Source organism: Flavobacterium hungaricum, assembly GCF_015182285.1.
In the GTDB taxonomy this organism is placed as follows: Bacteria; Bacteroidota; Bacteroidia; order Flavobacteriales; family Flavobacteriaceae; genus Flavobacterium; species Flavobacterium hungaricum.
Genome location: NZ_PRDM01000001.1, coordinates 1222875 through 1241882 on the forward strand (window position 1 = coordinate 1222875; position 19008 = coordinate 1241882).

A 19008-nucleotide genomic window follows, 5' to 3' on the forward strand; every position below is an offset into this window, starting at 1 on the left:
CAGAATCATGCTAAAAAAAATAGCCTATATAACCCTCTTTGCATTAACGTTTACCTCTTGCAGCGACACGTTGGATGATATCAATAAAAATCCGAATGCAACTGAAACCCCATTGGCACCTTACCTGTTGACAGGAACATTAAAACAAGGAGCAGATTTATATTGGGGATCTACTAATAACTTTGACTCGTCTTTGTTATTTGTACAGCATTGGGCAAAAATCCAATACACAGAGCCGGACCGATATGATGTTTCAAATACTTCATTCACTTCTTTATGGAACACAGGTTATGCAACCTTAATTACAGATTTGAATACGATCATCAATTTCCCAGATGCACAAGCGAATTCTAATTATAAAGGAATTGCACTAACACTGCGTTCATGGACCTTTTTACTGTTGACAGATGCCTACGGAAATATTCCGTACAAAGAAGCGGGAAAAAGTATAACACCTGTATACGACACTCAAAAAGAAGTGTATACTGGATTGCTTGAAGATCTAAAGCAAGCGCAGTCATTATTGAATACAGCAAATGGTGCTGTAACAGGTGACTTAGTTTACAAAGGGGATATTGCAAAATGGAAAAGATTCGTAAACTCGCTTCGTCTGCGTATAGCTTTAAGAATTTCTGATAGAGAACCTGCTTTGGCAAAACAGGCAGCTATTGACGCAACGACGGATGCTGCAGGTGTTTTAAGCAGTAATAATGACACTTTTAAATTTACGTACATCAGTTCACCGCAGCAAAATCCAGCTTCGGCTTGGTTTGAAACTCGTGATGATTACCGTATTTCAAAAACAATGGTAGATAAATTAAAAGAATTTTCAGATCCTCGTTTACCAGTTTACGCGCAGCTGCCATCAGATGCAAGTGTTGGAACATACGTTGGAGGAGGAAATGGCTTGTCTAACAGTGATGCTAACAACCAAGGTTTTGCGAAAACATCAAAACCAGGAACTTACTTCCTGACTTCTACCTCGCCGGCAGTAATTTATTCGTATTCTGAAACCTTATTTAATCTTGCCGAAGCGGCAGCACGCGGCTATATAGGAGGAGATGCAGAACAGCTTTATAAAAATGCTATTACAGCTTCTTTTAACCAATTTGGAATTACAGATGCAACAGTTATTTCAAACTATCTTAACCAAGCAACTGTAAAATACGATGCTGCAAATTATGCGCAATCAATAGGAACACAAAAATGGATCGCGTTTTTTGGTCAGGGTCTTGATGCTTTTACCGAGTGGAGAAGATTGGATTATCCGGTTTTAAAAGCGGGTCCTGCGACAGTTTTGGACGGACAAATTCCTTCGCGTTTCTTTTATCCAGGTACAGAACAATCTTTGAACGGAAACAGCTATCAGGCTGCAATATCGGTGCAGGGAAAAGATCTGCTTACTACAAAACTTTGGTTTGACGTGAAATAAGAGGAATTTTAGAAAAGAAATTCACTTTAAATATTCAATAAAATGGCGCTGACTTTATGTTAGCGCTATTTTTTATTTCGAAAATTAACTAAGAAAAGACTTTTTAGAAATTAATTCAAATTAGTAATCACAATACTATTTAAAACGAATACTAAATTGATTCTGAGATCGATCCTTCTCAATTACTGCAAGATTCCTAATTTAAGCAGGATTTTTAGATTGAAAAATGTCTTAATTTATTATAAAAAAAACTTCAATTGGCTTGGTTTTGATTTTCTTTAAAAAAACGAATTTTTAATCATCGGGGATATTTTATATTCCTGTTTTAAATTTATTCTTGTTAAAATTGAGATTTATTAAACAATCTTCAATGTTTCAACGATTGCATTGTAGTTTTTAATGCAAAAAATGATTAATATTGCGGTTTTGATCCTTGCCTTTTATTGATTAATGTCTGTTTATAGCCAATATACTGATTCTGTTCTATTACATCTTCTTAAAAAAGACGATCAATCGGCGTATACAGAAATTTTCGAAAGATACTCCAGACTTTTGGTTAATCATGCTTATAAAATGCTGGGCAGTCAGGATGAAGCAAACGACGTTGTTCAGGAAGTATTTTTGGCGATCTGGAACAAACGTTATGAATTAACAGTTACCGGTTCTCTTTCTTCTTATTTATATAAAGCGGTAAAAAACAGAATACTCAATCATATCGCCCACGAAAAAGTGGTTTCGCGCTATGCTGATTCAATTTCGGACTTTATCGAAAATGACTATGTCTTCGCAGATTCTAATCTGAGAGCAAAAGAATTAGAAGCCATTATTGCAAAAGAAATTGCGCTGCTTCCAGAAAAAATGCGAGAAGTTTTTCTTTTAAGAAAGGTAGAAGAACTTTCGTATGATGAAATTGCAGATCAGTTAAATATAACCGATAAAACCGCCAAACAGCAAGTTTATAATTCAGTCAAAATCCTTAGAGAAAAACTAAAATCTTTAATGCATGTTTTGATTTGGTAAATTATTGTAATTCTTTTTGTTAAATTTTAAATTATTTTATTCCTGTAACTGCTTCATTTGTAAATAGAAAACATCATTTCTTTTGTTTTACTAACGATTTAATAATATTTTTTTAAACTTTTTTTGTTTTTGTCTATGACAAAAGCCCTTTATAACTGTCTTATTTAAAACGGGACAAAATTTCGTGTACAATTATGAACGAATCAGAAATCTTAGCGCTGCTGCAGAAACATCAGGAAGGTACTTTATCTAATGAAGATAAGGACAAACTAGATGCGTGGTATTTACACAAAGCTTCTAAAAGTAAATTGCAGCTTAATGAGTACGAGCTGGAAGAAAGTTATCAGCATCTCAAATCAAAATTACCGTTGCAGCAAGAACCAAAAGTGATCAGCATTTGGCCTCGTGTCGCAGTGGCTGCATCAATAACGTTATTGTTAGGAACCGGAGTATTTTACTTTTCAAAATCAGAAAAAGAACAAAATATTCAGGTGGCAGAAAAACCAGTAGAAATTGCTCCAGGTGGGAACAGAGGGATTTTAACCCTTTCTAACGGAAAACAGATCGTTTTGTCTGACATAACGGCAAAAGATACGATCGCTCAAGAAGGAGAGCAGGACGAAGTAACCATTAAAATGGATGCTAATGGCGTGATTACTTATGTAATTAATCCGAATGCTGCCGGTGCAAAAGAAGACGAAAACTCGTTCAATACACTTTCTACACCAACAGGCGGGCAGTACAATATTGTTTTGGCAGACGGAACCAAAGTTTTTCTTAATGCTGTTTCGTCTATTAAATATCCAACCCAGTTTAACGGAGATCAAAGAATCGTAGAGTTAGATGGAGAGGCTTATTTTGAAGTTGCCAAAAACAAAAGTAAACCCTTTATTGTAAAATCGGACCAACAGTCTATAGAAGTTTTAGGAACGCATTTTAATGTTCATGCGTATGATAATGAGTCTGTTGTAAAAACGACTTTGTTAGAAGGAAGCGTAGCGGTTAGTTCTAAAAATCAAAAGGCAGTTTTAAAGCCGGGACAGCAGGCCAATCTTTCGGACAACACTGCAAAGATTACTATCAAAGAAGTTGATACAGAAGCAGCGATTGCTTGGAAAAACGGCCGATTTAAATTTGATAATGCCGATTTAAAATCAGTAATGAAACAGCTGGAACGCTGGTACGGAATAAAAGTAGAGTATCGCGGCGATGTCTCGGATGTGAGATTTAACGGCGGTACCTTTAGAAATAAAAATTTGTCTGAAGTATTAAAAGTACTTGAGCTTAGTAATATAAAATTTAAGGTCGAAGGAAAAACGATTATTGTAGATCCCTGATTTTAAGTTTACCCGATTATATTGAGTCTATAAACTAAAAAACCAGAAGTAGTTGCGATACTCCTGGTTGTTATAAAAGTGTATAGCCAGTATAAGTTTGTCCACCTATTGTTTAACTATAACCAATGTAAATGTATGAAATTAAATTTACAACCAAAAAAACCTTACAAAAAAAAGATTTCGAAATTTAGTTTTTCGAATCCATTATGGCTGTTCAGCCTGTTATTGTTACTTTGCAGTTTTTCAGGCCAGGCACAAAGTATCACAATTAATTTTAAAAATGCCCCGCTTGAAACAGTTTTAAAAGAAGTTGCTAAACAAAGCAATCAGGAAGTTCTTTACACCCAAAAATTACTGAAAGATTCAAAACCTGTAACGATAAGTGTTAAGAACGCTTCTTTACAGGAAACACTGAATCAAATCTTTAAAAATCAAAATTTAAAGTACACGCTTACCAATCAGACCATTGTTGTTACGGCTTCAAAAACCGAGAGCTTGGGAAACGTATTAATAAACATTCGCGGAAAGGTATTAAATAACAAAAATGAACCTTTTCCGGGTGTAAATGTTTATGTTTCGGGTACAAATAAAAATGCAATAACCGATTTTGACGGTAGTTTTTCTTTTGATAATGTACCGCAGGATGCCATTATTGAATGTTCTGGATTAACGATCGAGAAAAAATCATTTGGTATTAACAGACGTACAGAATTAACGCTTATTGTGGAAGACAAAATTTCTACAATGAAAGAAGTGGTAATTACAGGATATCAAACTATTGCCAGAGAACATTTTACAGGTTCGATTTCCAAAATTGATGAGAAAACCTTAAATGAAAACATCAATGGTAATTTAATGACTGCACTTGAAGGACGTGTTGCAGGTTTGATGTATCAGAAAAATCCAACTGGAGCTTCGGCAGATACCCCGATTTTGCGTGGTATGGGAACTTTTTCTACGTCTACTGTTGGTTATAGTCCGCTTTTGGTAATTGATGGTCTGCCAACCGAATTGAGTTTAGATGAAATTAATCCGTATGATATTGAAAGTGTCAATGTTCTTAAAGATGCAGCAGCGGCTTCTATTTATGGTTCACGTGCAGCAAACGGAATTATTGTCTTAACGACCAAAAAAGGAAATGGAAGACTGAAAGTAAGCATAAACTCTGATTTTTTTATTGCTGAAAAACCTAGCCTGAGAGACATGAATCTTGCTTCTACAAGCGAAATGATCGATTTTGAACAAGCAGTTTACAATAGAGAAAGGGCGAGATATGCCAATACGGCTTCAATGTTCAACACTTACGGTGATATTGGTAACAGCAGTATGAAATATTACAGTCCGCTTTATCAGCTGAACCGAAATTTGGAAGAAGGTAAGATTACCAGTTCAGATTACGATGCTACTATCGGGCAATGGAGGAAGAATGACTATGTAAAAGATTACCGCGACAATGTATGGCAGAAAGAATTTAGACAGCGTTACAATGTTGCCTTTTCTGGAAGTACCAGCAAACAAAATACCTATGTATCGCTTAATTATGACCAGTCTCAAAATCGAATTGTAAATAATCAGAGTCGTAATTTTAATCTGTATGCCAAAAGCAGTTTCCAAGTAAACAACTGGTTGAACGCTACATTTGGAATAAACGGAACGTACAGCAATGATGATGTTACGGATGATAATTACAGCAAATACGATATTCAGAAAAGATACGAACGTATTATCGATGAAAACGGAAATCGTGTAATAGCTCCATTTGTGGGTATTAGTGATGGTTTTACTTCTGGAGCTATTATTAATCCTGCTGTAGCAGAGAAAATATCTGGATTAAGTGGTTTTAAATCAACTAGTTTTAATATTTTAAATGAACTTAATGAGGGGATTTTAAAGCAAAGCTCACTAAGTTTAAGAACATTTGCCAATATTCGTGCTAAGATCTGGAGAGGCTTAAGTCTGAATACACAATTTCAGTATGAAGTAAGGAAAAACGATAATGAACAGTACTACAGCGTAGACTCTTACAAAATGCGTATGGCAATCAATGCCTTAACCGGATATAACCCAACGACAAATGCTTATACATATGTAGACGGTTTTTCTGCAGGAGGACGTTACAAACAATGGAACACTCAGGGGAGTAATTATTCTTTTAGAAACCAGTTAGATTACAATGAAGATTTTGCGGACGGAAAGCATTCAATAAATGCACTTGCAGGTATGGAAATGCGCGAAACTTTTATTCCTAGAAATATAGAGCAGATCCGTTATGGTTATGATCCTGTAACCCTTACTTCTGCGACACTTAATACTCTTGCTCTAAGTCAGACAGGAGTGGCCAGTTATATTTATGGAAACAATAGAACATTGGCAGCGCCGTCAAGAACACAGTCAGAAATTTTACACCGTTATTTTTCAATATTCAGCAGTTTAGGATATACTTTCTTATCTAAGTATAATGTAACAGGAAGTTACAGAGTAGACAGAGCCGATTTGTTTGGAGTAGACCCTAAATATAAAAACCGCCCATTATGGTCTGCAGGTTTAGGATGGAACATCAGCAGCGAAGAATTCATGAAAGAAATAAAATGGGTGAATACGCTTAAACTGAGAGCTACTATTGGTGTAAACGGAAACGTAGATCAAAGTACAACGCCTTATGTAACAGCTACAAGAAGAAACGACAATTTGTATCAGTCGTTGCAATACATCAATATTACAGGACAGCCCAACCCAATGCTGCGATGGGAAAAAACACAAGGAACCAATGTGGGTGTAGACTTTAGTTTATTTGGAAATAAATTAAACGGAACTATTGATGTGTACAGAAAATACAGCAGCGACTTATTGGCTACAACAGATTTAGATCCAACTGTGGGGGCCTTGACCAGAAGAATTAACGCCGGAGCTTTACAAAATAAAGGTATCGAATTCAACTTCGGTTCTGAATGGTACAACAATGGCAGTTTTAAAATTGCTACAAATTTAATTACGGCATTCAACAAAACCACTGTAAAAAAAGTGACAAGAGCCCAATCCAGCGCATCGGTTTATGTAAGTTCTCCAGCAGATTATTTCGAGGAAAATGATATTTACAATAGTTTGTATGCCTATAAATATGGAGGAACGGTAAACGGATATCCTTATGTTTTGGATGAGAACGGAAATCCGTCAATTACTTTTGATGCAAACGGAAATCCTGTAGCAACTTCAATCAAAACGATTACAAATCCAGATGCTTTAGTAAACATGGGAAGTTTAACGCCGACTTATACAGGATCACTTTCACAACGTTTTTCATACAAACAATTTGACTTGAATTTCTTGTTTGTTTTCTCAGGCGGAAATGTAATGCGTAAAGAAACCATTGATATGAGTACTGATAATGTAACACTTTCTGGAATTGCAGATCGTTACACAGACTCAAACAGAAACGATAATACCCGTTTGTATGTAGATTTTGACGAAAGTGTCCGCAATTATGCAGGTACAATCAGCAGTCAATGGAGAAACTCTTCGGCAAATGTTGTAGACGGCGATTATATCAAACTGAGAAATGCTTCATTGGCTTACAATCTGTCAAAAAACTTTGCGAACAAAATTAAATTGACATCCGCAAAATTCACTTTTCAGGTAAATAATATTTGGTATTGGAGCGCTGCAGGAAATCGCATTGATCCAGAAGTTTATTCAGCAAACGCTGGTGTACGTAATTTACCATCGCCTACAACTTATTTATTAGGTTTTAATCTTACTCTTTAAAAAACATGAAACAGATATCTATAACACTGCTGTCGTTACTGTTCTTTACCGTAACATCTTGCGAAGATTACACAGAAATCACTCCAAAAGGATCTTTGGTTATCGAAACAGCTGCACAATTTTATGAAATGGTTTCCCTTCCAAACAGAGGTTACCCAATTAATAACTTTCAGTATTTATCAGACGATCAATGGATTAGAGAAGCCAACGTAATCGGAAGAACTCCAAACATTGATATTGTTAATTTTACTTTTGACGAAAGCGTAGATCGTGTTTCGTTATTAGGAACTTCTAGTTTTTATAACCAAGCCTATACGTATATCAACAGATGGAATACGATTATTTCATTAGTTGACAATAGTAAAGGCGACGAAAATGTAAAACAATTGGCAAAAGCCGAAGCTAAAATTTACAGAGCCTACGACCACTTTTTGTTAATTAACACCTATGCAAAAGGTTACAATCCGCAGACTGCTGCCACAGACGGAGGAATCTGTATTATGGATAAATTTGATTTAGAAGCACAGCCTTCAAAATCGACCGTGGCGCAGGTTTACGCATTTATTCAAAAAGATATTGAAGAAGCGCTGCCTTATCTTCAGGAAAAACCTTTAGATGTTTATCATCCTTCGTTGGCATTTGCCTATGCTTTTAAAGCTAAAGTGCATTTGTTTAAACGTGAAATTGCAAACGCACAGGCAGCAGCAGAAAAGTCTTTAAGTTATAACAATCAGATATTTGATTTGGTGGCTTACAACGCTCAAGGCGGACCAACAGCTTTGGCTGTACCTGCAGCAAATAATGTTGAAGTACTTAGTTATATGTACATGACGGGTTACAACGAAATGAATTTTGCGCAAAGCTATATCATAAGCCCAGAATTAAGAACGTTGTTTGGAACCAACGACGGCCGTTTTAATTTGTTCTTTAATTCGACCAGCACTACCAATCTCGATCAAGGTTCTAATACTGCTTATTGGGGAACACAGTACACGAGATTTTTTTATCCGACTGTAGGAATGAAAACCACAGAAGTGTATTTAACTCTGGCAGAATGTTATGCTAGAGAAAATAAATTGACAGAGGCAGTAGATGTTTTAAATACATTAAGAGCAAAACGTATCTTATCAGGCACGGTAAACTTAGCCGTTCCAGCAACAAGAAAAGAAACGATGGAACTTGTGATTAATGAGCGCAGAAAAGAACTGCTATTAGGCTTTAATCGATTTTTTGACCTTAAAAGATTAAATACAGAGTCTGAATATGCCAAAACGATCACAAGAGTATTTCCGATTGTAAACAAAACCGTTCCTCAAAAAACGTATACATTACAGCCGAATTCCAGATTATATGTTATTCCGTTTCCGTTAAGTGCTTTACAAAAAAATCCAAAACTTACATTAAACACAGACGAAAAAGTTCCGTTTTAATTTCGATGAAAAAACTATTTATTTTACTAATCATGCTGACTGCCGCGCAGCAGCATGGTTTTGCTCAAACTCCTGAAAAGAAAGCAGACAGTACTAGTACACAGCCAAAAGGCATGCAGCCGTATAATAAAATTATTACGGATAAAGCCAAAAGTAAAAAAGGTCTTTTTACTGTAAGTCAGGTGGATACTAAATTTTATTTTCAAATTCCAGATAGTTTATTTAACAGATACATGCTCGTTGTAACTCGTTATATTGCTACTCCAGAAGGTTTTGGAGATTTTGGCGGCGAGAAAGCCAATGAGCAGACTGTTTATTTTGAAAAAGGACCTAATAACAATGTGTTTTTAAGATCACTGCAATACAAACAAGATGTTCGTTCTTCGGATTCTGCGCTGGCAAAAGCAATGGCAGGAAGTAACGAAAATCCGATTGTGGCTGCTTTTCCGATCAAAACAACTAATCCGGATACTGGAAATATTGTTGTAGAGATCACCGATGTTTTTAAGAAAGACAATCCGGTGTTTTCTTTAGAAAGTAAACAGAAAACAGAAAAAAAACTGACTTCGCTTGCAGATGATAAATCGTTTATTGAAGGAATCGATTCTTATCCCATCAACATTGAAGTAAAAACGACTAAAACATATGCCAATACAGCAGCAAGCAGCGGCAGTATAACACTGCGGTTAAATACTTCGATTGTATTGCTTCCGAAAACACCGATGCGCAAACGTTTTGCAGACGAAAGAGTAGGGTATTTTGCCAATAAATATGTTTTGTTTGATGATGAAGAACAGCGTGCCCAAACCAAATATATCATTCAGCGTTATCGTTTGGAGCCAAAAGACAAAGACCTTAAGAAATATTTAAAAGGCGAATTGGTCGAACCTAAAAAACAAATCGTCTATTACATTGATCCTGCAACGCCAAAAAAATGGAGACCTTATTTAATTGCAGGAATCAACGATTGGAACAAAGCTTTTGAAGCGGCAGGTTTTAAAAATGCCATTATTGGTAAAGAATGGCCTGAAAATGACCCTTCTATGAGCTTAGAAGATGCCAGATATTCGGTAGTACGATATTATGCATCAGAAACGCCAAATGCCTACGGACCAAGAATAAGCGATCCTAGAAGCGGCGAGATTATAGAAAGTCATGTAGGATGGTATCATAATGTGATGAAATTGGTGCAGAGATGGTACATGATTCAGGCTGGACCTTTGGACGCGAGAGCCAGAAAAATGCATTTGGATGATGAATTGATGGGGCAGTTAATCCGTTTTGTTTCTTCTCATGAAATTGGACATACCATTGGACTGCGTCATAATATGGGAGCCAGCAGTGCTACACCAGTAGAAAAACTGAGAGATAAAAAATGGGTAGAAGCCAATGGACACACCGTTTCTATAATGGATTATGCACGTTTTAACTATGTAGCGCAGCCAGAAGATAATATTAGTCCAGAGGGAATTTACCCGCGTATTGGTGCCTACGACAAATGGGCTATAAAATGGGGTTACAGCTATTTTTCTAAAACAGATGATGAATTTGAAGAAGAAAAATTACTTCACAAAATGACGACAGACAGTCTGACTGCAAATCCAAAATTATGGTTTGGGGGCGAAGGCAAAGATGAAGATCCGCGCAGCCAGAAAGAAGATATTGGTGATGATGCCGTATTGGCGAGTGATTACGGAATCAAAAACTTAAAACGTGTCGTACCGAATCTTATAGAATGGACGTATCAGCCGAATGATCCTTATGATAATTTATCTGATATGCACAAAGCAGTTGTAAAGCAATACGGCCTGTATTTGTACCATGTACTGAAATATATTGGCAGTAATTACATCACCAAAAGAACAGTTGATGAAAAAGGTATTGTATACCAAGCAGTTCCAAAGGCAAAAGTAAAAGCGGCTATTGGATATGTAGGAAGACAGCTTTTCGAAGCACCTCTTTGGATGTATCCACAGGATATTGAGCAGCTTATTGGTTTAAAAACGACAGATCAGATTTCGGAGCAGCAGAACCAAGTCTTAAATATGCTTTTAAGTTCTGGAATGCTTTATAATATCAGCCTTAAAACCATGCAGTCAGAAGGAGCTTATACAGTTCCAGAGTTTTTAAACGATTTACAGCAGACAGTTTGGGTAAAGTTCAGCGGTAACGAAAAACAGGATTTTTATAGAAGAAGCTTGCAGCGCGGTTACATCGAGAAATTAGGATTACTGCTGCTTCCTAAAGAAACCGAACCAGGAAGAGCTTTAAATACTGCGCAAAGAAGCGATGTGAGATTATATGGCAAACAGCATCTTTTAAAATTAAAAACAGAGGTTGCCAAATCGATGAACGCATCAACTGGATTTAATAAAGATCATTACGAAAATATATTGTTAGAAATAGATAAAATCATTACAAAATTAGATAAACCTACATTATGAAAAGAGCATTCGTTATAACATTCATTTTCTTAAGCACGCTGGTTAATGCACAATTGACATCAAAAGAAGAAGTAGTTCCTGAATTGGTCGCAAAACGCGAAACAGAAAAAAAGGAAATTACTAAAAATTATCTGGCTCTAAAAAACAGTTTTTTAACTTCTGACAGCCTTGCAGTTGTTAAGAATGCAGAAGAATTGAAAAAATCGTTGAAAAATTTCAAATTCAAAAAGCTGACGCTTGAAAAGATGAATGAAGCAACAACAATAAGAAAAGAAATCATCGAATTGGCTTCGCAGCTTACAGCAACTAAAAACATCAACAAACAGCGTAAAATTTTTGAAACGCTTTCTGCGAAATATTGGGAACAGGCACCAAAATTTAAAGCAGAAGATGCCACCTTATACCTGCAGGTCTGTCCAATGACAGGCGCTGTTTGGACCAGTGACAGTAAGGACATCAAAAATCCTTATTATCCAAAAAATATGCTGACTTGCGGTGAAGTCAAAGGAAGTATATAAAAATTTATTTTGATTAGTTTGGTAAGTACGGTTTTCTGAATAAGAAGCCGTATTTATTTTTCTATCAAATGCATCAATTTAAATCCAGCCCACTCTTTTTTTCCACTCATAAATTTCAAGTTTTCGTACTTCAAGATCTTCTGGAACAGATTGATTTTCGTTTTTGGAACGAGTTCTGATACTTTCGGTCTGTTCTTCAAGTGAGTTCAAGCCGATTCTTTTTCTTCTTTGATTGACGCTTTCTAAATCATCAAAAGTATTCGGACTTAACAATCCATTTTCATCCCAGTCAAATTGAGTTCCGTAGAGCTGTGGTTTATTTTCAAAAACAGCTATTCGGTCCGTCAGATAAGCGAGATTAATTTCAGAAGCCTTATTTTCATGAACCGCATATGCCAACAATTTCAGGCATTTTTTCATAAATTCAGGTTGGCTGACAGCATGTTGAATTACAAGCCAAGCCGCTTCACTAGCTTCTTTCCCGACTTTATCGATTGTCGGATAACCCATTTGGTCGATTATTTCATTTAAGACTGCAGCATTTTGGTTGTGTAGTATTTCCATTTCTGCATTATAGCCATCGCCAAGTTTTTTAGCAGCGATCAGTGTTTCCCTAAATTCTAAATCTTTATTCTTAAGACTGATTATTGTCTCCGCAAATTTTTGATATTCCATTTTGATGAAAGTTAAGATTTAGAAAAATAGCTTCCTGAGACTGTTCTTGATGCGATAAAAATTGAATGTAGGCGATAATTTAAATAAAATAGAAAGCTTTTTTTATTTTAAGAACGCGGTTTAGCCAAATTTCTATCGTACATTATAATCGTTCCTGCAACCGCAACATTTAAACTTTTTACCGATTTAAATTTGACTAAATGATGGCATTTTTCCATCACTTTTTTTGATAAACCATGATCTTCTGCACCCAGTATATACACACAGCGTCTTGGATGTTCAAAGGTTTCTAAATCAGATGCTTTTTCATTTAATTCAACCCCCACTAATCGCGCTCCTTTTGGTAAATTTTCAAAAAAAGCTTCAAAAGTATCATAATGAAAATAAGGAATTGCTTTTATGGCGTCATGAGTATCACACGCTTGTTTGGCATATCGATTGCCGATAGTAAAGATAAAAGTAGCGCCTAAATTTTGAGCAGACCGCCACAAAACCCCTAAGTTTTCTGGCGTTTTACCATTTTGTATTCCTATGCCAAAATATTCATTTATAAAATTGTCATTCATAAAAACAAAAATACAAACTGTAAGCAGATAAATCAATTTTATCTCAGGAACTGATGATACTTTTAAAAATTAAATCGGATCGGCTGATCGATTTTACTTTACTCTGGGCTATAGCTAATGTTTATTTTTTGGAAAACTAATTTTTATACAATTCTACTTTTCTTCCGTCAGGATCAACAATAATCGTCATAAATCCAAAATCGGTTTCTTTTGGTTCTAAGACAAATGCAGTTCCATTTTCCTTTAACTTAAGAATAACGTCATCAAAATCATCAATTGCAAAACCCAGACGTAAATTAAGGTCCGGATTAGCCTGCTCTTTTGCCAGCGGATAAATTTCCAGAACCATCTGACCCATTTCGGCCGAATAATGAAAAGGAGAATTGCCGTGTTTGTGATAATCAAACTCAAGTCCGAATAGGCTGTAAAAAGAGGCCAGTTTTTTTAAATCGTCTGTTCGTAAAACTAAAAGTCGAAAATTCACCATACAATTTATTTTAAAAGTTGATCAGTTCAAAGATGAAATAGAGTTTAAAGATAACCCTTTGGGCGTAATTATTTTAAAATGATCTCTGTTTTTGTAGTGCTTCGGACATTTCGAATCATCGTGATTTTATCTTGGAAGGAGTCTCGATATTTCGACAGCAGTCTTATTTTTTCTTTTATTTCGAGGGTTTTTTACCTGCATTATCAGGAAACAGCTTGATATTCATAAGTTAGGCTTTTTGGTATGCGTTTTGGCTTGATTGACTTAAACAAACACCTTAAAGTTATTGATCATGGTTTATGAAAACAACACGCTTGAATTTTTAAAAGTTACAGAGCTAACCAAATCCAGTAAATCTGCAGCTTTTGATATAAGCTCGACCGATATGACTTTTGTTTGGAATAGAGGCAGTTCTACGAGTATTGTGGTAAATCAAATAGGATATAAGTTGTCCAAAAACGATATTATCATTCTTACCAATCATCATAAAATTGAAGACACAAGTTTTGAGTCGGCAAGATTAATAAAGTTCAATCTTCCTTTTATAAATCACATGGGCACAGAAGTCGAAAATAGTTTAAAAGGCGCCTTGTTTTTTAACGTAACCAGTGTTCCAATAGTATCAATTGAAGAAAATGAGCTTTTGGCTTTTGAAAATTCCTGGGATATCTTTTGTATTGAAATGAAATCGAAAGACAATCTGCAATACGAAATGCTCCAATCGATCTTAAAACAAATTATTATTCTGTGTGCCAGAAAATTAAACAAAGAAAATAAAACGATTTCTGGAGGGAGAGAAGCAGATATTTTGAGAGACTTTAGATTTTTGGTTGAAAACTATTTTGCAAAACATCACGATGTCGCTTTTTATGCCTCAAAGCTTAATAAATCTCCAAAGACATTATCCAATATATTTTCGTCATTATCAGACCGAACACCGATTGACATCATTCACGAGAGAATTATGGTCCACGCACGCAAGCAGATTTTTCATACCACAAAATCCATAAAAGAGATTGCTTACGATCTTGGTTATGAAGACATACAAACCTTTAGCCGGTTTTTTAAAAATAAGGAAGGTTTGTCTCCAATACAATACCGCGAAAGAAGCCGTTTTGCTTCCAATCAGCTGTAAATCTGTTTCTTAATAATTAATAATTTGAAATGAAGGAAAAATCGTTAAGTCATCGGGAAAATGTGTTTAAGATATTGATTATTAGGTGTCGCATATTTGTATTGTAACAAATACACTTTTAATTAATCATCAAATTAAACCTATGAAAACAACTTACCACACCAAGAAAATCAACGGAGTTGAAATTTTTTACAGAGAAGCAGGAGACAAGAAAAATCCAACTTTGTTATTACTGCACGGTTATCCAACTTCTTCTCACATGTTTAGAAATCTGATAACAGACCTGTCCGACAAATACCATTTAATCGCTCCCGATTATCCAGGTTACGGAAGAAGCGAACAGCCGCCAATAGCCGAATTCAAATATACGTTCGAAAATATAGCCGCTATCATGACACAGCTTTTAAAAGAATTGGACATTCAAAAATACAGTTTGTATCTAATGGATTATGGTGCTCCAATCGGATTTAGAATTGCGACTGTCAATCCAGAAAAAATAGACAGTTTAATCATCCAAAACGGCTGTGCTTATGAGGAAGGTCTTGAAGCATTCTGGGATCCGTTTAAAGCGTATTGGAAAGACATAAACAACAAAGAAGCGTCAAATACTCTGCAGGGTTTTCATAGCCTGGACGGTTTAAAATGGCAGTACACACACAATGTTCCCAATCCAGAACTTATTTCTCCAGATAATTGGGAAATTGACTTGAGACATTTAGAACGTCCAGAAAATAATGAAATCCAATTGGCGATGTTTTATGACTATCAAACCAATGTAGTATTGTATCCGCAGTTTCAGGAATATTTTAGAAAATACCAGCCAGAAACATTGATCGTTTACGGGAAAGACGATTATATATTTCCGGGCGTAGGAGCAGAAGCTTTCAAAAAAGACTTAAAAAATCTGGAATTTCATCTCTTTGAAACAGGACATTTTGCTTTAGAAAGTTATGGTGTTGAAATTGGCGAGCTGATTGAAGATTTCTTAGATAGAAAAGTGTCAAAATAAATCTAAAAAACAATCAAGATGGAACAAAAACATCCATTACCGCCATTTACTTTAGAAACGGCATTAGAAAAAATACAATTGGCAGAGGATGCCTGGAACAGCAGAGATCCAGAACGTGTTTCTAAAGCCTATACCGTAAATAGTGAATGGCGCAACCGATCCGAATTTATTAACGGACGGGAGCAAATCGTAGCTTTTTTGACAGGCAAATGGCACAAAGAACTGGACTATAAACTGAAAAAAGAATATTGGGCGCATACCGATAATCGAATTGCGGTTCGGTTTGTATACGAATATAAGAATCAGCAGGGAAAATGGTTTAGAGCTTACGGTAATGAGAACTGGGAATTTGATGAAAATGGTTTAATGGCAAGAAGATTTGCCAGCATAAACGATTTGGAAATCGAAGAAAAGGACAGACAATTGAAATAATTTTCAAACCATAACCAAACAACTTTAGATTGAAAATAATATGAATACCTATCTAGAACTTTTATTTCTATTTGTAATGGCCGTTATTGGCGGCGCTGTAAATGTCACCATTGGCGGCGGCTGGTTTATTATTTTTCCAAGTCTAATTTTTAGAGGAATACAACCTGTACCAGGAACGGCAACTACCACAATCGTTCTCTGGTCGGGTTTTCTTGCTTCATCCAAATCCGTACAAAAGACAGGAGAGATTTCCAAAACACATTTTAATTACATGCTTGCTGCCTGTACTTTAGGAGGAATTTTGGGAGCCGTTCTGCTCATTGCTTTTTCACCAAAAGTGTTCGAAACCATTGCACCATTTTTATTGTTATGCAGCTGGATTCTTTTTACGTTTTATAATCGTATATTTAACTTGTTTAATTCTGATAATCAGTTAATAAGAAAATTTACTTATACGCCTGTAAAACTAATTCCGCTTTTTATACTGGGTATTTACGGAGGTTATTTTGGCGCCGGAATGGGAATGCTGTTATTTCTTTTATTGCGCTTTTACGGAATCAAAAATAACGAGACTTTAGAGAGATTAAGTCTGGTCTTGATTGCCGTAAATAACGGAATTGCAATACTTATTTTTATTGAATCGGGACTTATTTTCTGGCCTTTTGCTCTTGTTATGATGGCGGGTTCTATTGCAGGAGGTTTTTTGGGAAATGCGTGGAAAGAAAGAATGAATACCGTACTGATAAAAAGAAATGCGATTGTTTATGGAGCCACGGTAACACTTTATTTTTTGGATATAATTTAAATCTATATTTTATGAAAAGAATTGCAATTAATGGTTTTGGACGAATTGGCCGCGCTGCTTTAAAAGTTATAACAGATACTCCAGAGCTGGAAGTAGTAGGTATTAACGATCTAATGAGTATCGAAAATGCCGTTTACCTGCTGCAGAGAGACAGCGTTTACGGTAAGTATGAAAAAGAAGTCAGCTTTAAAGATAATACTATCTTTGTGGATGGAAAGGCCATAGAATATACTGCGATCAAAGATCCTGCAGAACTCCCGTGGAAATCGCTTAATGTAGACGTCGTGATCGAAAGTACGGGCTTTTTTACCAATAAACCTGATGCCGAAAAACATTTGCATGCCGGAGCTAAATTTGTGGTGATTTCGGGTCCGACAAAAGATACGCCGACAATTGTTCATGGCGTAAATACAGAAGAAGGCAAAATAGCTGTTTTCTCTTGCGGAAGCTGTACGACCAATAATATCGGACCTATTATAGAAATTCTGGGACGACGTATCGGTATCAAAAAAGCGATTTTGAACACGACTCATGCATATACCGCTTCGCAGACTTTGGTTGATGCACCTTCAAAAAAAGAGCCAAGAATGGGGCGTGCCGCAGGGCTTAATTCTGCACCCGCTGCAACTGGTGCCGCTGTGGCAGTTACAAAAGCATTACCCGAATTTGTGGGCAAATTTGACGGTATTGCAGTAAGAGTTCCGGTGCCGATTGGTTCTATATCAGATATTACTTTTGTAACCGCAAGAGCCACAACCGTAGAAGAAATTAATGCCGTTTTAACGGAAGAAGCGCAAACGCCAAGATATCAGAAAGTTTTAGATGTCAGCAATGAACAATTGGTTTCTTCAGATATTATTAAAAATACTTTTGCCGCAACAGTCGATCTTGAAATGACCAGAGTTGTAGACGGCGATTTGGTAAAAGTAATGGCTTGGTACGATAATGAGTGGGGTTTTACCAACCAGATGATCAGACAGATTCAAGAGTTGTAATGGAACAAAATGAAAACTCTCAAATAAAAATAGAAGCAAGCCAATTTAACCGCAAAGCACGCAAAGATTTTAAAAATAGCTTTTTCGCAAAACACAAAGTTCGCAAAGTTATGTGTTGATGCCGCTTTGCGAACTTTGGGTTTATTAATATAATATGGAGTAAAAAATCATGGCGTGCCTTGCGGTTAAAATAAGCAATCAGAAAAACAAATATTAAAAGATCAAAATGAATTATCAAGAATTAGCTTTCAGCGATGCCATCAAAGAAATTCAGGAAAAAAAAGGAAGCCGAAGCAGTTATGCCCGAATGGAAAAAACATCTTATACAGATGGTTTAACAGAATCGGAAATGGGTTTTATAGAAAGTATGGACAGTTTTTATATGGCTACTTATGGAGAAAACGAATTTCCGTACATACAGCACAGGGGCGGACCAAAGGGATTTGTAAAAATCCTTGACAACAAAACCATTGGCATTGTTGATTTTACAGGAAACCGCCAATATATTTCCAGCGGGAATATCTCTAAAAATTCAAGGGTTGCGATTATTATGGTTTCTTATCCGCAGAGGGCAAGGTTAAAAATTTATGCAGAAGCATCAATTATTGATATCGAAAGTGACAGCGATTTGTACGAAAAGCTGCAGCCTGAGGATTATAAATTCAAACCCGAACAAATGATGGTTTTCAAGATTAAAGCCTACGACTGGAACTGTCCGCAGCACATAACGCCCCGCTTTACAGTTGCAGAAGTTAAAGAAGTTTTTGATCTTCAGAAAAAGCGCATAAGCGATCTGGAACAGCAGATTAAAGATTTAGAAGCGCTGCTTTCGAAAAAGTAGTGTCTATTTTTAGAAACATTGATAAAATAGATTTCTGGCGCAAGCGCGGATAAAAACGGATTGTATAATAAAATTAAAAATCCGTTTTTATCCGCGTTTTCATGATCACGAATACGTGGA

General features: G+C 36.0%; 16 protein-coding genes. 13 read left to right on the forward strand and 3 right to left on the reverse strand.

The window, feature by feature from the left end:
* Positions 1–7 precede the first annotated feature (7 nt).
* From C4F50_RS05285 to C4F50_RS05315, 7 genes are all read left to right on the forward strand, one after another.
* On the forward strand, positions 8–1432 hold the full coding sequence (locus C4F50_RS05285) for a SusD/RagB family nutrient-binding outer membrane lipoprotein (protein ID WP_193845369.1): 1425 nt from the start codon (positions 8–10) through the stop codon (positions 1430–1432).
* Between the two features lie 450 nt (positions 1433–1882).
* Positions 1883–2452: an RNA polymerase sigma factor gene (locus C4F50_RS05290; RefSeq protein WP_193845370.1), complete on the forward strand. Its 570-nt coding sequence runs from the start codon at positions 1883–1885 to the stop codon at positions 2450–2452.
* A 194-nt stretch (positions 2453–2646) separates the two neighbouring features.
* Complete coding sequence (locus tag C4F50_RS05295; protein ID WP_193845371.1) at positions 2647–3789, forward strand: FecR family protein; 1143 nt, start codon at positions 2647–2649, stop codon at positions 3787–3789.
* A 135-nt stretch (positions 3790–3924) separates the two neighbouring features.
* A complete protein-coding gene (locus C4F50_RS05300; protein ID WP_193845372.1) occupies positions 3925–7551 on the forward strand; it encodes a SusC/RagA family TonB-linked outer membrane protein in 3627 nt (1208 codons plus the stop codon).
* A gap of 5 nt (positions 7552–7556) precedes the next feature.
* Positions 7557–8981: a RagB/SusD family nutrient uptake outer membrane protein gene (locus C4F50_RS05305; protein WP_193845373.1), complete on the forward strand. Its 1425-nt coding sequence runs from the start codon at positions 7557–7559 to the stop codon at positions 8979–8981.
* A gap of 5 nt (positions 8982–8986) precedes the next feature.
* On the forward strand, positions 8987–11425 hold the full coding sequence (locus C4F50_RS05310) for a zinc-dependent metalloprotease (RefSeq protein WP_193845374.1): 2439 nt from the start codon (positions 8987–8989) through the stop codon (positions 11423–11425).
* Complete coding sequence (locus C4F50_RS05315; protein WP_193845375.1) at positions 11422–11943, forward strand: DUF3347 domain-containing protein; 522 nt, start codon at positions 11422–11424, stop codon at positions 11941–11943. Before C4F50_RS05310 ends, C4F50_RS05315 begins: the two co-directional genes overlap by 4 nt.
* A 78-nt stretch (positions 11944–12021) precedes the next feature.
* Here the strand turns inward: C4F50_RS05315 and C4F50_RS05320 are convergent, their stop codons facing one another.
* The 3 genes from C4F50_RS05320 to C4F50_RS05330 all read right to left on the reverse strand — a co-directional run bounded on the left by C4F50_RS05320 (position 12022) and on the right by C4F50_RS05330 (position 13671).
* Positions 12022–12618, reverse strand: coding sequence for a DUF6624 domain-containing protein (locus C4F50_RS05320; RefSeq protein WP_193845376.1), 597 nt, complete (start codon positions 12616–12618; stop codon positions 12022–12024).
* 107 nt (positions 12619–12725) lie between these two features.
* Positions 12726–13184, reverse strand: coding sequence for an RNA methyltransferase (locus tag C4F50_RS05325; RefSeq protein ID WP_193845377.1), 459 nt, complete (start codon positions 13182–13184; stop codon positions 12726–12728).
* Positions 13185–13320: 136 nt separating this feature from the next.
* Positions 13321–13671: a VOC family protein gene (locus tag C4F50_RS05330; protein ID WP_228011958.1), complete on the reverse strand. Its 351-nt coding sequence runs from the start codon at positions 13669–13671 to the stop codon at positions 13321–13323.
* Between the two features lie 292 nt (positions 13672–13963).
* Between C4F50_RS05330 and C4F50_RS05335 the strand changes: the two genes are divergently transcribed.
* From C4F50_RS05335 to C4F50_RS05360, 6 genes are all read left to right on the forward strand, one after another.
* Complete coding sequence (locus C4F50_RS05335) at positions 13964–14806, forward strand: helix-turn-helix domain-containing protein (RefSeq protein ID WP_193845378.1); 843 nt, start codon at positions 13964–13966, stop codon at positions 14804–14806.
* A 142-nt stretch (positions 14807–14948) separates the two neighbouring features.
* Entirely contained in the window at positions 14949–15815 is an 867-nt protein-coding gene (locus C4F50_RS05340) for an alpha/beta fold hydrolase (protein ID WP_193845379.1), read from the forward strand.
* Between the two features lie 18 nt (positions 15816–15833).
* Positions 15834–16247 (forward strand): nuclear transport factor 2 family protein, encoded by a 414-nt coding sequence (locus tag C4F50_RS05345; protein WP_193845380.1) that lies wholly within the window; start codon positions 15834–15836, stop codon positions 16245–16247.
* Between the two features lie 40 nt (positions 16248–16287).
* Positions 16288–17052 (forward strand): sulfite exporter TauE/SafE family protein, encoded by a 765-nt coding sequence (locus tag C4F50_RS05350; RefSeq protein WP_193845381.1) that lies wholly within the window; start codon positions 16288–16290, stop codon positions 17050–17052.
* Between the two features lie 11 nt (positions 17053–17063).
* A complete protein-coding gene (locus C4F50_RS05355; protein ID WP_193845382.1) occupies positions 17064–18047 on the forward strand; it encodes a type I glyceraldehyde-3-phosphate dehydrogenase in 984 nt (327 codons plus the stop codon).
* Between the two features lie 226 nt (positions 18048–18273).
* Entirely contained in the window at positions 18274–18888 is a 615-nt protein-coding gene (locus C4F50_RS05360; RefSeq protein WP_193845383.1) for a pyridoxamine 5'-phosphate oxidase family protein, read from the forward strand.
* Positions 18889–19008: the final 120 nt, after the last annotated feature.

Coding starts and splice junctions, on each gene's coding strand:
- C4F50_RS05285 (WP_193845369.1), top strand. CDS start 8: ATGCTAAAAAAAATAGCCTATATAACCCTCTTTGCATTAACGTTTACC.
- C4F50_RS05290 (WP_193845370.1), top strand. CDS start 1,883: ATGTCTGTTTATAGCCAATATACTGATTCTGTTCTATTACATCTTCTT.
- C4F50_RS05295 (WP_193845371.1), top strand. CDS start 2,647: ATGAACGAATCAGAAATCTTAGCGCTGCTGCAGAAACATCAGGAAGGT.
- C4F50_RS05300 (WP_193845372.1), top strand. CDS start 3,925: ATGAAATTAAATTTACAACCAAAAAAACCTTACAAAAAAAAGATTTCG.
- C4F50_RS05305 (WP_193845373.1), top strand. CDS start 7,557: ATGAAACAGATATCTATAACACTGCTGTCGTTACTGTTCTTTACCGTA.
- C4F50_RS05310 (WP_193845374.1), top strand. CDS start 8,987: ATGAAAAAACTATTTATTTTACTAATCATGCTGACTGCCGCGCAGCAG.
- C4F50_RS05315 (WP_193845375.1), top strand. CDS start 11,422: ATGAAAAGAGCATTCGTTATAACATTCATTTTCTTAAGCACGCTGGTT.
- C4F50_RS05320 (WP_193845376.1), bottom strand. CDS start 12,618: ATGGAATATCAAAAATTTGCGGAGACAATAATCAGTCTTAAGAATAAA.
- C4F50_RS05325 (WP_193845377.1), bottom strand. CDS start 13,184: ATGAATGACAATTTTATAAATGAATATTTTGGCATAGGAATACAAAAT.
- C4F50_RS05330 (WP_228011958.1), bottom strand. CDS start 13,671: ATGGTGAATTTTCGACTTTTAGTTTTACGAACAGACGATTTAAAAAAA.
- C4F50_RS05335 (WP_193845378.1), top strand. CDS start 13,964: ATGGTTTATGAAAACAACACGCTTGAATTTTTAAAAGTTACAGAGCTA.
- C4F50_RS05340 (WP_193845379.1), top strand. CDS start 14,949: ATGAAAACAACTTACCACACCAAGAAAATCAACGGAGTTGAAATTTTT.
- C4F50_RS05345 (WP_193845380.1), top strand. CDS start 15,834: ATGGAACAAAAACATCCATTACCGCCATTTACTTTAGAAACGGCATTA.
- C4F50_RS05350 (WP_193845381.1), top strand. CDS start 16,288: ATGAATACCTATCTAGAACTTTTATTTCTATTTGTAATGGCCGTTATT.
- C4F50_RS05355 (WP_193845382.1), top strand. CDS start 17,064: ATGAAAAGAATTGCAATTAATGGTTTTGGACGAATTGGCCGCGCTGCT.
- C4F50_RS05360 (WP_193845383.1), top strand. CDS start 18,274: ATGAATTATCAAGAATTAGCTTTCAGCGATGCCATCAAAGAAATTCAG.